At 60.3% G+C, this 15,346-nt stretch carries 11 protein-coding genes; 8 read left to right on the top strand and 3 right to left on the bottom strand.

What is annotated here, in order from left to right:
- Positions 1-169 precede the first annotated feature (169 nt).
- The 4 genes from ACA057_RS05915 (at position 170) to ACA057_RS05900 (ending at position 5,403) form a co-directional block, all read left to right on the top strand.
- Positions 170-2,761, top strand: a complete 2,592-nt coding sequence (locus ACA057_RS05915; protein ID WP_109628196.1) for a glycosyltransferase — start codon at positions 170-172, stop codon at positions 2,759-2,761.
- Positions 2,762-2,981: 220 nt separating this feature from the next.
- Positions 2,982-4,133 (top strand): succinyl-diaminopimelate desuccinylase, encoded by a 1,152-nt coding sequence (gene dapE, locus ACA057_RS05910; RefSeq protein WP_497346687.1) that lies wholly within the window; start codon positions 2,982-2,984, stop codon positions 4,131-4,133.
- Positions 4,133-4,942: a putative RNA methyltransferase gene (locus ACA057_RS05905; protein WP_497346686.1), complete on the top strand. Its 810-nt coding sequence runs from the start codon at positions 4,133-4,135 to the stop codon at positions 4,940-4,942. Before dapE ends, ACA057_RS05905 begins: the two co-directional genes overlap by 1 nt.
- A gap of 83 nt (positions 4,943-5,025) precedes the next feature.
- Positions 5,026-5,403, top strand: coding sequence for a hypothetical protein (locus tag ACA057_RS05900; RefSeq protein WP_059407773.1), 378 nt, complete (start codon positions 5,026-5,028; stop codon positions 5,401-5,403).
- A 174-nt stretch (positions 5,404-5,577) separates the two neighbouring features.
- Here ACA057_RS05900 and ACA057_RS05895 read toward each other — a convergent pair whose 3' ends face one another.
- Positions 5,578-5,787: a cold-shock protein gene (locus ACA057_RS05895; RefSeq protein ID WP_010462862.1), complete on the bottom strand. Its 210-nt coding sequence runs from the start codon at positions 5,785-5,787 to the stop codon at positions 5,578-5,580.
- A 432-nt stretch (positions 5,788-6,219) separates the two neighbouring features.
- Here ACA057_RS05895 and plsB point away from each other — a divergent pair, with 432 nt between their 5' ends.
- The 3 genes from plsB to ACA057_RS05880 all read left to right on the top strand — a co-directional run bounded on the left by plsB (position 6,220) and on the right by ACA057_RS05880 (position 9,979).
- On the top strand, positions 6,220-8,712 hold the full coding sequence (plsB, locus tag ACA057_RS05890) for a glycerol-3-phosphate 1-O-acyltransferase PlsB (protein WP_497346683.1): 2,493 nt from the start codon (positions 6,220-6,222) through the stop codon (positions 8,710-8,712).
- 151 nt (positions 8,713-8,863) lie between these two features.
- Positions 8,864-9,262, top strand: coding sequence for a YbaY family lipoprotein (locus ACA057_RS05885; RefSeq protein ID WP_497346681.1), 399 nt, complete (start codon positions 8,864-8,866; stop codon positions 9,260-9,262).
- A 27-nt stretch (positions 9,263-9,289) separates the two neighbouring features.
- Positions 9,290-9,979: a DUF4197 domain-containing protein gene (locus tag ACA057_RS05880; protein ID WP_497346679.1), complete on the top strand. Its 690-nt coding sequence runs from the start codon at positions 9,290-9,292 to the stop codon at positions 9,977-9,979.
- 386 nt (positions 9,980-10,365) lie between these two features.
- Here the strand turns inward: ACA057_RS05880 and ACA057_RS05875 are convergent, their stop codons facing one another.
- Both ACA057_RS05875 and ACA057_RS05870 read right to left on the bottom strand, forming a co-directional pair.
- Positions 10,366-13,431, bottom strand: coding sequence for an efflux RND transporter permease subunit (locus ACA057_RS05875; RefSeq protein ID WP_497346677.1), 3,066 nt, complete (start codon positions 13,429-13,431; stop codon positions 10,366-10,368).
- A gap of 6 nt (positions 13,432-13,437) precedes the next feature.
- Positions 13,438-14,538, bottom strand: a complete 1,101-nt coding sequence (locus ACA057_RS05870; RefSeq protein WP_497346675.1) for an efflux RND transporter periplasmic adaptor subunit — start codon at positions 14,536-14,538, stop codon at positions 13,438-13,440.
- 93 nt (positions 14,539-14,631) lie between these two features.
- Here ACA057_RS05870 and ACA057_RS05865 point away from each other — a divergent pair, with 93 nt between their 5' ends.
- Positions 14,632-15,270 carry a TetR/AcrR family transcriptional regulator gene (locus ACA057_RS05865; RefSeq protein ID WP_497346673.1) on the top strand — a complete coding sequence of 213 codons (639 nt, stop codon included), beginning with the start codon at positions 14,632-14,634 and terminating at the stop codon, positions 15,268-15,270.
- Positions 15,271-15,346: the final 76 nt, after the last annotated feature.

The following is a 15,346-nucleotide window of genomic DNA, read 5'->3' as shown; positions in this document are numbered from 1 at the left end:
AGATCTAAGTTACCGCGACAAGTGAAAGAACTTATGCGAAACGGGATTGCCAAACGTAGGGCATTTCCCTGCCAGCTATACGCTCAAGGAATGCCCGGTGTAGGATGCGCGCCCCTTGGCACACGCCGACCGGTCCTTCGTTCCACAGCCTTTGGAACCTGAAATAACTATGTCATCGCGTAAATTTGGACTCAACCTGGTCGTGGTGCTTGCCATCGCAGCCTTGTTTACCGGCTTCTGGGCGCTGATCAATCGCCCGGTCACCGCTCCCAACTGGCCTGAGCAGATCTCCGGCTTTTCGTACTCGCCGTTCCAACAGGGTCAGTACCCACAAAAAGAGCAGTACCCGACCGACGATGAAATGCGTCGCGACCTGGAGATCATGAGCAAGCTGACGGACAACATCCGTACTTACTCGGTCGACGGCTCCCTGCAAGACATCCCCAAACTGGCGGAAGAATTCGGTCTGCGGGTCACCCTCGGTATCTGGATCAGCCCGGACGAGGAACGCAATGAGCGTGAGATCCTGCGCGCCATCGAACTCGCCAACACCTCCCGCAGCGTGGTTCGCGTGGTTGTAGGCAACGAGGCGATCTTCCGTAAGGAAATTACCGCTGCAGAACTCAGCATTATTCTGGATCGCGTTCGCGCGGCGGTGAAAGTGCCGGTGACCACGTCCGAGCAATGGCACGTATGGGAAGAAAACCCGAGCCTGGCCAAGCACGTCGACCTCATCGCTGCCCACGTCCTGCCGTACTGGGAACATGTGCCGATGGAGCAATCCGGGCAGTTCGTACTGGACCGTGCCCGCGATCTGAAAAAAATGTTCCCGAAAAAACCGCTGTTGCTGTCGGAAGTCGGCTGGCCGAGCAACGGCCGCATGCGTGGCGGTGCCGATGCATCGCCGGCAGACCAGGCGATTTACCTGCGCACACTGGTCAACAAGCTCAACCGCCAGGGTTTCAACTACTTCGTGATCGAAGCGTTTGACCAACCGTGGAAGGCCAGCGACGAAGGTTCGGTGGGCGCTTACTGGGGTGTTTTCAACGCCGCGCGCCAGCAGAAATTCAACTTCGAAGGCCCGGTCGTTGCGATCCCGCAATGGCGCGTGCTGGCGGTCGGCTCGGTCGTTCTGGCGCTGCTGTCCCTGACCCTGCTGATGATCGACGGCTCGGCCCTGCGCCAACGCGGCCGTACCTTCCTGACCTTTATCGCCTTCCTTTGCGGATCGGTGCTGGTGTGGATCGGTTACGACTACAGCCTGCAATACAGCACCTGGTTCAGCCTGACGGTCGGGGGCCTACTCGCACTCGGCGCACTCGGGGTCTTTATCGTGCTACTGACCGAGGCGCATGAACTGGCCGAGGCGGTCTGGACCCACAAGCGCCGGCGTGAATTCCTGCCGGTGGTCGGCGAATCGGACTACAGACCGAAGGTATCGATCCACGTCCCTTGCTACAACGAGCCGCCGGAGATGGTCAAACAGACCCTCAACGCCCTGGCCAACCTCGACTATCCGGACTTCGAAGTCCTGATCATCGACAACAACACCAAGGACCCGGCGGTCTGGGAACCGGTGCGCGATTACTGCGAAACCCTCGGCCCGCGCTTCAAGTTCTTCCACGTCGCGCCGTTGGCCGGTTTCAAGGGTGGTGCACTGAATTATCTGATTCCGCACACCGCCAAGGATGCCGAAGTCATTGCGGTGATCGATTCGGACTACTGCGTCGACCCGAACTGGCTCAAGCACATGGTGCCGCACTTCGCCGATCCGAAAATCGCCGTGGTGCAGTCGCCACAGGATTACCGCGACCAGAACGAAAGCACCTTCAAAAAGCTGTGCTACGCGGAATACAAAGGCTTCTTCCACATCGGCATGGTCACCCGCAACGACCGTGACGCGATCATCCAGCACGGCACCATGACGATGACCCGACGCTCTGTGCTCGAGGAACTGGGCTGGGCCGACTGGTGCATCTGTGAAGACGCCGAGTTGGGTCTGCGCGTGTTCGAGAAAGGCCTGTCGGCGGCGTATTACCACACCAGCTATGGCAAAGGCCTGATGCCCGATACGTTTATCGACTTCAAGAAACAGCGATTCCGCTGGGCCTATGGCGCGATTCAGATCATCAAGCGTCACACCACCAGCTTGCTTCGCGGCAAGGGCACCGAGCTGACCCGTGGCCAGCGTTACCACTTCCTCGCGGGCTGGTTGCCGTGGGTCGCGGACGGCATGAACATCTTCTTCACCGTGGGCGCCTTGTTGTGGTCGGCGGCGATGATCATCGTGCCGCAGCGGGTCGATCCGCCGTTGCTGATTTTCGCGATCCCGCCACTGGCGCTGTTCGTGTTCAAGGTCGGCAAGATCATCTTCCTCTACCGTCGTGCAGTGGGGGTCAACCTCAAGGATGCGTTCTGCGCGGCACTGGCCGGCCTGGCGTTGTCGCACACCATCGCCAAAGCGGTGCTGTACGGCTTCTTCACCAGCAGCATTCCGTTTTTCCGCACACCGAAGAACGCCGATAACCACGGTTTCTGGGTGGCGATCTCGGAGGCGCGCGAAGAGGTGTTCATCATGCTGCTGTTGTGGGGCGCGGCACTGGGGATTTACTTGGTGAACGGCATGCCGAGCAACGACATGCGCTTCTGGGTGACCATGTTGCTGGTGCAGTCGCTGCCGTACCTGGCGGCGCTGATCATGGCGTTCCTGTCTTCGCTGCCGAAACCGGTGGTCGCGACAGAGACGGCACCGGCAGTCTAAATCTCTACAGATGCACTAAACGGCGGCCAATGGTCGCCGTTTTGCTTTAAGATAACCGCCATTTTGCAGGGCTTGGCGTGATATCCATCCCTGTGGGAGCCAGCCTGCTGGCGATGGCAATGTAACAATCAACGTTTATGTTGACTGACACACCGCCATCGCCAGCAGGCTGGCTCCCACATTTAGTCCGCGCCCATATTCAAGATTTCCGGAGTTTTCCATGACGGCCCACGCCGACCTTTCGCCGACCCTTCAACTCGCCATCGACCTGATCCGCCGTCCGTCCGTGACGCCGGTCGACGCCGATTGCCAGAAGCAGATGATGCAGCGCCTGGGCGATGCCGGTTTCACACTGGAACCGATGCGCATCGAAGATGTGGATAACTTCTGGGCCACCCACGGCAAACACGACGGTCCGGTGCTGTGCTTCGCCGGTCACACCGACGTGGTGCCAACCGGTCCGGTGGCGGCGTGGCAGATTGACCCGTTCAACGCCTTGATCGACGAACACGGCATGCTCTGCGGTCGTGGCGCCGCCGACATGAAAGGCAGTCTCGCGTCGATGACCGTGGCCGCCGAACGTTTCGTCGCTGACTACCCGGATCACAAAGGCAAGGTCGCCTTCCTGATCACCAGCGACGAAGAAGGCCCGGCGCACCACGGCACCAAGGCGGTGGTCGAACGCCTCGCTGCGCGCAAGGAACGTCTGGACTGGTGCATCGTCGGCGAACCGTCGAGCACTACCCTGGTCGGTGATGTGGTCAAGAACGGCCGTCGCGGCTCCCTCGGCGCCAAGCTGACCGTGCGCGGCGTGCAGGGCCACGTGGCGTATCCGCACCTGGCGAAGAACCCGATCCACCTCGCTGCCCCGGCCCTGGCCGAACTGGCCGCCGAGCATTGGGACCACGGCAACGATTTCTTCCCGCCGACCAGCTTCCAGATCTCCAATGTGAATTCCGGCACCGGTGCGACCAACGTAATTCCGGGTGACCTGGTGGCGGTGTTCAACTTCCGCTTCTCCACCGAATCCACCGTTGAAGTCCTGCAAAAGCGCGTCGCCGACATCCTCGACAAGCACGGTCTGGACTGGCACATCGACTGGGCGCTGTCCGGCCTGCCATTCCTGACCGAGCCGGGCGCGCTGCTCGATGCCGTGGCATCGAGCATCAAGGACATCACCGGTCGCGAAACCAAGGCGTCCACCAGCGGCGGCACCTCCGATGGGCGCTTCATCGCGACCATGGGCACTCAGGTGGTTGAACTCGGCCCGGTCAACGCGACGATCCATCAGGTCAACGAGCGTGTGCTGGCTGCAGATCTCGACGTGCTGACCGAAATCTACTACCAGACCCTGATCAAGTTGCTCGCCTGATGCTTGCTTGCCCTATCTGTAGCGAACCGCTGAACGCGGTCGACAACGGCGTGGCCTGCCCCGCCGGGCATCGCTTCGACCGCGCGCGCCAGGGTTACCTGAACCTGTTGCCGGTGCAGCACAAGAACAGCCGCGACCCTGGGGATAACCTGGCGATGGTCGAAGCCCGACGCGACTTCTTGAACGCCGGCCATTACGCGCCGGTGGCCAAGCGCCTGGCTGAACTGGCGGCGCAGTACGCGCCGCAGCGTTGGCTGGACATTGGCTGTGGCGAGGGTTACTACACCGCGCAAATCGCCGAAGCGTTACCTCATGCCGATGGTTACGCCCTCGACATCTCCCGGGAAGCGGTCAAACGCGCCTGCAAACGCAACCCGCAACTGACCTGGTTGATCGCCAGCATGGCGCGGGTGCCGTTGGCCTCTGGCAGCTGCCAGTTCCTCGCCAGCGTCTTCAGCCCGTTGGACTGGGAGGAGGCCAAACGCCTGCTCAGCCCTGGTGGCGGTTTGATGAAAGTCGGGCCGACCAGCGGCCATCTGATGGAATTGCGTGAGCGTTTGTACGACGAAGTCCGTGAATACACAGACGACAAGCACTTGGCGTTGGTGCCGGAAGGCATGGCGCTGGAGCACAGTGAAACGCTGGAATTCAAACTGACGCTGGACAAGGGTCAGGACCGTGCGAACCTGCTGGCCATGACGCCTCACGGTTGGCGCGCCAGCGCTGAACGTCGGGCGGCGGTCATCGAGCAGGTCGAGCCGCTCGAGGTCACCGTGTCGATGCGCTACGATTATTTCGTTCTTCAATAACTTTTAATTTTTTGGCCTTGAGCAATGGCTTGAGGCCGGCTAAATCCGCGAATGGATTTTTCAGACCCGCAGTGAGGACATCCATGCGCCAACCCGATATCGAAATTTACCTGAAAGACGCCGACGTCGATTACAAAGCCGTCGCCGCCTGGCTGGGCGCCGCGTTGGGCCCGTGCACCGACTGGGTTCAGAAAGGCCAGACCTATAAGTGCAAGGCCGGTAACGTACCCGTCACCTGGCTGCCGAAAGCCGTAGGAAAATGGAACAGCCTGTACCTGGAAAGTGACCAGACCCCGTGGGAAGACGACATTGCCTGCGCCCGCGCCGCCTTCGCCGCACTGAACGTCGAAGTTCGCTGTGCGCCGGGTAGCTGGGTCGAGGAAGAAGGTGAAGAGACGGCCGATCGCTGGATGCGCATCAGCGCCGATGGCGAAGAAGAAATCACCTGGAAAACCGCTTAAAACCTGAACGCTGTACCTGTTGAATGCCCAAATGGCAGGGCCACAGGGACATCCATTGTGGGAGTGAGCCTGCTCGCGATAGCGTCCTTTCAGTCAACATTGATGTTGAATGTCAGTCAGCTATCGCGAGCAGGCTCGCTCCCACAGTTGTTTTGGGTGATCTGAAGATCGGGTTTACAAGCCTACAACGTCCTCAGCCTGCAAGCCCTTCTCGCCGGTCACCACGGCATACTCAACCTGCTGGCCCTCAGCCAGCGAGCGGTGCCCTTCGCCGCGGATCGCGCGGTAGTGCACGAACACGTCCACCCCGTCCTCGCGCTGAATGAAGCCGTAGCCCTTGGCGTCGTTGAACCACTTCACATTGCCGGTTTCGCGCGTAGCCATGAATCAGTACCCCCTTGTTTTTATTTTGAACGGCCGAGTATATGACAGCCGTCAAAACTCACAACTCACTTTACTTAGGCGCTTTTTTGCCGATTTTCGGCGAATACGGCACACTAGGGGGCTTTCTCAACCAGTTTCCGCATCGCGCCGGGTCTGCTGTTGTGCAGGGCAAGGCGCGAGAAGCGTGGTTTGGTCATTCCAAATAAGCTTCGAGCAACGCAGCCCTGCACAACAGCAGGCCCGGCCCTTCGGGTTGTGCCTTAAAGCGGGCCAGGCTGCGTTGCAGGCCTTGGAAAGGGAACAACCATTCCCAGCGGCCTGCGCCTTGCCTGGCCCGCTTTAAGGCGACAACGAGGCGCGGAAACTGGTTGAGAAAGCCCCCTACGACCGCCCGAGCAAACGCTCGGTTATATCCACTCAAGCAGAAGCCGTATGACCCGTTCCCCGCTCCGCCGTCTGGTGTTTGGCACCCTGCGCCGACTGTTGTACCTCTGGGTTCGCTCGGAGACGATCAATCAGTCGTCGTTCACCCTCAACCTCGACCGCAGTCGTCCGGTGTTCTACGTCCTGCAAAACCCTTCGCTGACCGACCTCGCCGTGGTCGATACCGAATGCAGCAAGGCTGGCCTGCCCCGCCCGGTGTTGCCAGTGTCGGTCGGAAACCTGGTAGAACCCGCCGCGTTCTTTTACCTGACGCCGGAGCCCGACTGGCTCGGCCGCCAGGACAAGCGTGGTGCGCCGCCGACCTTGACCCGACTGGTCAGCGCCTTGAGCCAGAACGCCGTTGAAAATGCGCAGATCATTCCGGTCAGCGTGTTCTGGGGCCAGTCGCCGGACAGCGAATCGAGCCCGTGGAAATTGCTCTTCGCCGACAGCTGGGCGGTCACCGGACGCCTGCGCCGTTTGCTCAGCATCATCGTGCTGGGGCGCAAGACCCGCGTGCAGTTCTCCGCGCCGATCCACTTGCGCGAACTGATCGACCACAACAAGGGCCACGAGCGCACCGTGCGCATGGCCCAGCGGATTCTGCGGGTGCACTTCCGCAACTTGAAAGCCGCTGTGATCGGCCCGGACATTTCCCACCGCCGCAACCTGGTCAAAGGCCTGCTCAACCAGCCACTGGTCAAGCAAGCCATCCTCGACGAGGCCGAGCGCGAAAACATCTCCCCGGAGAAAGCCAAGGCCCAGGCCCTGCGCTACGGCAACGAAATCGCCTCGGACTACACCTACACCGCGATCCGCTTCCTGGAAGTGGTGCTGAGCTGGTTCTGGAACAAGATCTACGACGGCATCAAGGTCAATCACATCGAAGGCGTGCAGAACGTTGCCCAGGGTCACGAAGTGATCTATGTGCCGTGCCATCGCAGCCACATCGACTACCTGCTGCTCTCGTACCTGCTGTTCCGCAACGGCCTGACCCCGCCGCACATCGCCGCCGGGATCAACCTCAACATGCCGGTGATCGGCAGCCTGCTGCGCCGTGGCGGCGCGTTCTTCATGCGCCGCACGTTCAAGGGCAACCCGCTCTACACCTCGGTGTTCAACGAATACCTGCACACCTTGTTCACCAAGGGTTTCCCGGTGGAGTACTTCGTCGAGGGTGGCCGCTCGCGCACCGGGCGCATGCTGCAACCGAAAACCGGGATGCTCGCGATTACCCTGCGCAGTTTCCTGCGTTCCTCGCGGATGCCGATCGTCTTCATCCCCGTGTACATCGGCTACGAACGCGTGCTGGAAGGCCGGACCTACCTCGGCGAACTGCGCGGCGCGACCAAGAAGAAAGAGTCGATCTTCGACATTTTCAAAGTCATCGGCGCGCTCAAGCAGCGCTTCGGCCAGGTCGCGGTGAACTTCGGCGAGCCGATCAAACTGGCGGAATTCCTCGACAGCGAACAGCCAGACTGGCGTCAACAGGAACTCGGTCCGCAGTTCAAACCGGCCTGGCTCAACGAAACCACCCACCGCCTCGGCGAGAAAGTCGCACAGCATTTGAACGAAGCGGCGGCGATCAACCCGGTCAACCTCGTGGCCCTGGCGCTGCTTTCTACCAGTCGTCTCGCGCTGGATGATCGCGCCATGGCGCGGGTGCTCGATCTGTACCTGGCGCTGCTGCGCAAGGTCCCGTACTCGCCGCACACCACGCTACCGGAAGGTGATGGCCGGGCGTTGATCGAACATGTGAAGGACATGGACCTGTTGTCCGAGCAGAGCGATGCGCTGGGCAAGATTCTGTATCTGGACGAGCAGAACGCCGTCTTGATGACCTACTACCGCAACAACGTGCTGCACATCTTCGCGCTGCCGGCGTTGCTGGCGAGCTTCTTCCAGAGCGCGTCGCGCATGAGCCGTGAACAGATCCTGCGCTACACCCGCGCGCTGTACCCGTACCTGCAAGCGGAGTTGTTCATTCGCTGGTCGCTGGACGACCTGGATGCGGTGATCGATCAATGGCTGGAAGCGTTCGTCGAGCAAGGCCTGCTGCGTTTCGAGAACGACGTGTACCTGCGCCCGGCACCGAGTTCGCGGCACTTTGTGCTGCTGACGCTGCTGTCGAAAAGCATCGCCCAGACCCTGCAGCGTTTCTACATGACCGTATCCCTGCTGCTCAACAGCGGCCAGAACAGCCTCAGCGCCGAAGAGCTGGAAGACCTGTGCACGGTCATGGCTCAACGCCTGTCGATCCTGCATGGCCTGAACGCCCCGGAGTTTTTCGACAAGAGCCTGTTCCGCCACTTCATCCAGACGATGCTCGACCTCGACGTGCTCAAGCGTGATGAAGCCGGCAAGCTGAGCTACCACGAACTGCTGGGCGAACTCGCCGAAGGCGTGGCGAAACGGGTATTGCCAGCGGAGATTCGCTTGTCGATCCGTCAGGTGGCGTTGCATCGCAGTGAAGATGCGGCGGAGTGGGTCACGCCGGTCTGAGACATCGAGACAAGGGTCTTACAGAAGCAAGGAAGCTTCTTATCCATCTGGTTATAAATTCGCTACTCAACGCAGGACTTTCCCTACATGGGGTTCGGCACCCAAGCGATATGCTTGCCCACCTCATCCGGCGTCAACAAGGATTTAATTCATGAAAAAACTCTCGCTTCTGGGGCTTATTGCGTTGCTCGGAGCCTGCCAGTCCATACCACCCGCCGCCAAAACCAGCCTCGATGGCGAAGTCTTCTACCTGCAGCGAATTGCCCTGCCGCCAACCGCCATCCTGAGCGTCAGCCTGCAGGACGTGTCCCTGGCTGATGCGCCAGCCGTAGTCCTCGATGAGCAGAAAGGTCAGGTCAAAGGCCAGGTGCCGCTGCCGTTTCACCTGAGTTACGATCCGGCACAGGTCAAACCTGGTCATCGCTATTCGATCAGCGCGCGCATCGAAGTCGACGGTAAACTGATGTTCATCACCACCGGGCATCACGCCGTGCAACTTGATGGCAAGGATCCACAGCCACTGAAAATCCGCGTCGACGCCGTCCGCTAATTTCCTCATTCAAACAAGGAAACTTCCATGCTCCGCCCTACCCTTCGCTTTGCCGGCCTGTGCGCAGGCTTGATGATCTCCGCCAGTGCCCTGGCGTTGTCGCTCAGCGACCTGTCGCAAAAAGACGCCACCGGTGGCCTCAAGGATGCACTGACCCAAGGCGCGCAACTGGCCGTCAAACAACTCGGTACGCCAGGCGGATTCAGCAACAACCCGGACGTGAAAATAGAACTGCCAGGCAAACTGGGCAAAGTCGCCAGCAAAATGAAACAGTTCGGCATGGGCGATCAGGTTGATCAGCTGGAAACCAGCATGAACAAAGCGGCCGAAACCGCCGTGACCCAGGCTCAGCCGATCCTGGTGGAGGCGGTGAAGAAGATGAGCGTGGAAGACGCCAAGGGGATTCTCAGCGGCGGCAAAGACTCCGCCACCCAGTACCTGAGCAAAACCAGTCGCGAACAGATCCGCGTCAAGTTCCTGCCGATCGTCAAGCAAGCCACCGACCAGGTCGGCCTGGCCAAGCAGTACAACTCGTTCGCCGGCCAAGCCGCGACCATGGGCGTGATCGACACGAAAAATGCCAACATCGAGAGCTACGTCACCGAGCAAGCGTTGAACGGTTTGTTCGAGATGATTGGTAAACAGGAAGAAACCATTCGCCAGGACCCGGCAGCGGCGGCGACCAGTCTGGCCAAGAAAGTATTCGGCACCCTCTAAGGCCTGGCGCAAAACCCTGTGGGAGCGGGCTTGCTCGCGAAAGCGGTATGTCAGCCACATTGATGTTGGATGTGAAGCCGCCTTCGCGGGCAAGCCTCGCTCCTACAGAAAATCAGAAGCAGAGCGGCGTACGCTGTTGATTTTCACCCCCCATCAGGCCGAGCGCAGGTTCTGCGCAGTGGGCAACCCGGCAGGGATGGCCGATGCGGAGCAGGACCGGAGCGAGGGCATGCCGAGTACCGATCTCAAGAGGGGCAAGAGCCCTTGGTTACTTGGGGCTCTTCCAAGTGACCCGCCGTAAGGGCGGAACCAAAAGCCGCTATCAAAGCAAAAAAGGATATGCCCCCGATCAACCAACAACCTGGTCGGCCCGAAGGCCGCCAGGGTCAAGCGACCTCGTTCTTGACCCTGAACCAAGCCGCATACAAGGCCGGCAAAAACAGCAGCGTCAACGCCGTAGCCACAATCAGCCCACCCATGATCGCCACCGCCATCGGCCCGAAAAACACACTGCGCGACAACGGAATCATCGCCAACACCGCCGCCAACGCCGTCAACACAATCGGCCGGAACCGCCGCACCGTCGCCTCGATAATCGCCTGCCAAGGCTTAAGCCCAGCCGCAATATCCTGCTCGATCTGATCCACCAGAATCACCGAGTTACGCATAATCATCCCCGACAATGCGATCGTCCCCAGCATGGCCACAAACCCGAACGGCTGACGGAACACCATCAAAAACAACGTCACCCCGATCAAGCCCAACGGCGCCGTCAGAAACACCATCACCGTGCGCGAGAAACTGCGCAACTGCAGCATCAGCAACGTCAACACCACCACGATAAACAACGGCACACCGGCCTTCACCGAATTCTGCCCGCGAGCCGAGTCCTCAACGGTACCGCCGACATCCAGCAAATACCCATCCGGCAGCTCGGCGCGAATCGGATCGAGGGTCGGCATAATCTGCTGCACCAGCGTCGCCGGCTGTTCCTTGCCGTAGATGTCGGCGCGAACCGTCACGTTCGGCAGACGGTTGCGGTGCCAGATAATGCCCTCTTCAAAGCCATATTCCAGGGTCGCGATCTGCGACAGCGCCACACTGCGACCGTTGTCAGTCGGCACCGCCAGACTCGGCAGCAACGACAACTCCGTGCGCTCATGCAACGTGCCGCGCAACAGAATCTCGATCAACTCATTGTCTTCGCGGTACTGGCTGACACTGGAACCGGTCAGCGAGCTTTGCAGGAACTTCGACAGGTTCGCCGTGCTCACGCCAAGTGCCCGGGCACGGTCCTGATCGACGTTCAAGTAGACGACTTTGCTCGGCTCTTCCCAATCCAGGTGAACGTTGACCACATGAGGATTCTCACGAACCTTGGCCGCGACTTTGCGCGCCAGCGCACGGACTTCCTCGATGTGCTCACCGGTCACCCGGAACTGCACCGGATAACCCACCGGCGGACCATTTTCCAGGCGCGTGACCCGCGAGCGCAGGGCCGGGAATTGTTCGTTGAGGGTTTCGATCAGCCAGGTCCGCAGGGGTTCGCGGTCCTCAATGGTTTTGGCCAGGACGACAAACTGCGCGAAGCTCGCCGCAGGCAGTTGCTGATCCAGCGGCAGGTAAAAGCGCGGCGAACCGGTGCCGACGTAGGCCACGTAATTGTCGATGCCGGCGTGATCCTTGAGCAGTGCTTCAAGGCGCTTGACCTCATCGGCGGTGTTGCTCAGGGATGCACCTTCGGCCAGTTTCAGATCGACCATCAACTCCAGTCGGCCTGATGCCGGGAAAAATTGCTGCGGGACAAAACGGAACAGGACGACCGAAGCGATGAACAAAATCACCGTCGCCGCGATCACTGTCTTACGCCGACGCACGCACCACTCCACCAGACGCCGAACCCGCTGATAGAAAGGCGTGGCGTACGGGTCTGGCTGATCAGAACCGTGTTTGGCCGCATGAATCTTCGCCAAATCCGGCAGGAGTTTTTCCCCCAGATAAGGCACAAACACCACCGCCGCCACCCACGACGCCAGCAGCGCAATGGTCACCACCTGGAAGATCGAACGGGTGTATTCGCCCGTGCCCGATTGCGCGGTGGCAATCGGCAGGAAGCCCGCCGCCGTGATCAACGTACCGGTGAGCATCGGGAACGCGGTGCTGGTCCAGGCAAAACTGGCCGCCTTGATCCGGTCGAAGCCCTGCTCCATTTTGATCGCCATCATTTCCACGGCGATGATCGCGTCGTCCACCAGCAAGCCCAGCGCCAGTACCAGCGCGCCGAGGGAAATCTTGTGCAGGCCGATGCCGAGGTAGTACATGCAGGCGAAGGTCATCGCCAACACCAGCGGAATCGCCAGCGCCACGACCATGCCGGTGCGCACGCCGAGGGAGAAGAAGCTCACCAACAGCACGATCGCCAGGGCTTCGACCAGCACCTGGACGAACTCGCCAACGCCGGTTTTTACCGCCGCGGGCTGGTCGGAGACCTTGCGCAGTTGCATGCCGGCCGGCAGGTTTTTCTGGATTCGGGCGAACTCGATTTCCAGCGCCTTGCCGAGCACCAGAATGTCGCCGCCGTCCTTCATGGCCACGGCCAGACCGATAGCGTCTTCGGCCATGAAGCGCATGCGCGGTGCCGGAGGGTCGTTGAAGCCACGGCGCACGTTGGCCACGTCCGAGATACGGAAAGTGCGATCGCCTACGCGGATCGGGAAGTTCTTGATCTCGTCGACTGTCTGAAAATTGCCCGACACCCGTAGCTGTAAACGCTCGCTGGTGGTCTCGAAGAACCCGGCCGTGGACACCGAGTTCTGCTCTTCAAGCGCCTGCTGCACCGCCGCCAAAGGCAAGCCGAGGGTGGCGAGTTTGACGTTGGAGAGTTCGATCCAGATCTTCTCGTCCTGCAACCCGAGCAGATCGACCTTGCCGACATCCTTGACCCGTTGTAGCTGGATCTGCACGCGATCGGCGTAATCCTTGAGCACCGCGTAGTCAAAACCATCGCCGGTCAGGGCGTAGATGTTGCCGAAGGTGGTGCCGAATTCATCGTTGAAGAACGGTCCTTGAATACCCGGTGGCAGGGTGTGGCGAATGTCGCTGATCTTCTTGCGGACCTGATACCAGAGCTCCGGGATTTGCACCGAGTGCATGGAATCGCGGGCGATGAACGTGACCTGGGATTCGCCCGGGCGCGAGAACGACACGATGCGTTCGTACTCACCGGTTTCCATCAGCTTCTTTTCAATGCGCTCGGTGACCTGACGCGACACTTCCTGTGCCGTCGCGCCCGGCCAGTTGGTACGAATGACCATGGCCTTGAAGGTGAATGGCGGGTCTTCGCTTTGGCCGAGTTTGGTGTAGGAAAGTGCGCCAACGATGGCCAGCAACAGCATCAGGAACAGAACGATCTGGCGATTACGCAGCGCCCATTCGGAAAGATTGAAACCCATCGGGGATTACTCCTTGTCGGCCAGATTGACCACGCGGTTGGAGCGATCCACCGGGCGCACCTGCTGCCCTTCGAGAAGCACATGGACACCGGCGGCCACCACCCAGTCGCTGGCGTTCAGGCCTTCGAGCACCGGCACGGTTTTCTCACCGAATGCGCCGACGCGCACCGGGGTCTTCTTCAAGGTGTTGTTGGCACTGACGACCCAGACGTAGGTCGTGCCGTTTTCGGCGGTCAGTGCGGAAAGCGGCACGGACAGCGGCACCACATCGGCGGTCTGCACGAACACCCGGGCGCTCTGGCCGAGTTCGGCGGGGACTTTGCCGGCGGTGAAGGCGATGCGTGCAGCGAACGTGCGCGATTTTGGATCGGCTGCGGGCGACAGCTCACGGATACGTCCGGCGAAACGCTGATCGGGTTGGGTCCAGAGTTCCACCGACACCGGCTGATCGACCTTGAAACGGCCGAAGCTCTGTTCCGGCAGACTGATCAACACTTCGCGCTCACCATCGGTCGCCAGGGTAAACACCGTTTGCCCTGCTGCCACTACTTGCCCGACTTCCACCGCCCGCTTGGCCACCACACCGTCCTGAGGCGCGCGCAGCACCGCGTAGCTCGCCTGGTTGGTCGAGACGTTGAACTCGGCTTTGATTTGCTTCAGGCGCGCTTCACCGGATCGGTAGAGGTTTTCGGCATTGTCGTATTGCGAGCGGCTGACCATCTGCCGGTCCATCAGGGTCTTGTAGCGATCGCGCTCGGCGCGAACCATGCTCAAATTGGCTTCGGCCGCCGCGACCTGGGCACGGGTGGCTTCCAGTTGCAGGCGCACGTCCTGCGGATCGAGCTCCGCCAGAGGCTGGTCAGCCTTGACCCGCTGCCCTTCCTCGACCAGTCGTCGGCTGACTTTGCCACCAATGCGAAACGCCAGGTCCGGCTCAAAGCGAGCGCGGACTTCACCGGGAAAGCTTTCCATGGCCTGGGCCGAAGGCTCTGGTTGCACCACCATGGCCGGCCGGACCGTGACTTGCGGCGCCTCTTCGTGACCACACGCCGTCAATAAAAATGCCAGGCTGACTGGCAACGCGAGGGGCAAGGCATAGCGGAACATGGTGAAGGGCCTTTCGCTAATGGTGCTTGGAATAATTATACTGACCAGTATGTTATTAATAGCAAACTCACCAGTCCAGTAATAAAAGCGAATATGTCGAACAATCCTTCAGCACCTAACGGTCCGGGCCGCCCCAAGGACCTGGCCAAGCGCCAGGCGATCCTCGATGCGGCGAAAATTCTGTTTCTGAGTCAAGGCTATGCCAACACCAGCATGGACGCCGTGGCCGCCGAGGCCGGTGTGTCGAAGCTGACGGTCTACAGCCATTTCAACGACAAGGAGACACTGTTCTCCGCCGCCGTGGTGGCCAAGTGCGAAGAGCAATTGCCGACGCTGTTTTTCGAGTTGCCGGACGGCATTGCGGTGGAAACCGTGCTGCTGAACATCGCGCGCGGCTTTCATCAGCTGATCAACAGCGACGAATCGGTCAACCTGCACCGGTTGATGATGACGCTGGGCAGCCAAGACCCGAAACTGTCGCAGATCTTCTTCGAGGCCGGGCCTGAGCGCATGCTGCACGGCATGGAGCGCTTGCTGACCAAGGTTGATCAGAGCGGCGCGCTGAGCATCGACAAACCGCACAATGCGGCTGAGCATTTTTTCTGTCTGCTTAAAGGGGCGGGGAATTTTCGGTTGCTTTATGGCTGCGGCGAACCATTGACTGGCGAAGCGGCCGAGAGACATGTGCGGGAAGTGGTGGGGTTGTTTATGCGGGCTTATCGGCCTGAGTGAGCCCGATGGGTTTTGGTTGTCTGGTATGGCCCCTTCGCGAGCAAGCCCGCTCCCACATTTGAACTCCATGCGACGC

The organism is Pseudomonas sp. LBUM1661 (assembly GCF_059695925.1).
The sequence above is the reverse complement of the archived record's forward strand: the minus strand, read 5'-3'. Positions and strand labels throughout refer to the sequence as shown.

Excerpts from the sequence above, each read along its gene's own strand:
- ACA057_RS05915 (WP_109628196.1), top strand. The coding sequence starts at position 170 with ATGTCATCGCGTAAATTTGGACTCAACCTGGTCGTGGTGCTTGCCATC.
- dapE (WP_497346687.1), top strand. The coding sequence starts at position 2,982 with ATGACGGCCCACGCCGACCTTTCGCCGACCCTTCAACTCGCCATCGAC.
- ACA057_RS05905 (WP_497346686.1), top strand. The coding sequence starts at position 4,133 with ATGCTTGCTTGCCCTATCTGTAGCGAACCGCTGAACGCGGTCGACAAC.
- ACA057_RS05900 (WP_059407773.1), top strand. The coding sequence starts at position 5,026 with ATGCGCCAACCCGATATCGAAATTTACCTGAAAGACGCCGACGTCGAT.
- ACA057_RS05895 (WP_010462862.1), bottom strand. The coding sequence starts at position 5,787 with ATGGCTACGCGCGAAACCGGCAATGTGAAGTGGTTCAACGACGCCAAG.
- plsB (WP_497346683.1), top strand. The coding sequence starts at position 6,220 with ATGACCCGTTCCCCGCTCCGCCGTCTGGTGTTTGGCACCCTGCGCCGA.
- ACA057_RS05885 (WP_497346681.1), top strand. The coding sequence starts at position 8,864 with ATGAAAAAACTCTCGCTTCTGGGGCTTATTGCGTTGCTCGGAGCCTGC.
- ACA057_RS05880 (WP_497346679.1), top strand. The coding sequence starts at position 9,290 with ATGCTCCGCCCTACCCTTCGCTTTGCCGGCCTGTGCGCAGGCTTGATG.
- ACA057_RS05875 (WP_497346677.1), bottom strand. The coding sequence starts at position 13,431 with ATGGGTTTCAATCTTTCCGAATGGGCGCTGCGTAATCGCCAGATCGTT.
- ACA057_RS05870 (WP_497346675.1), bottom strand. The coding sequence starts at position 14,538 with ATGTTCCGCTATGCCTTGCCCCTCGCGTTGCCAGTCAGCCTGGCATTT.
- ACA057_RS05865 (WP_497346673.1), top strand. The coding sequence starts at position 14,632 with ATGTCGAACAATCCTTCAGCACCTAACGGTCCGGGCCGCCCCAAGGAC.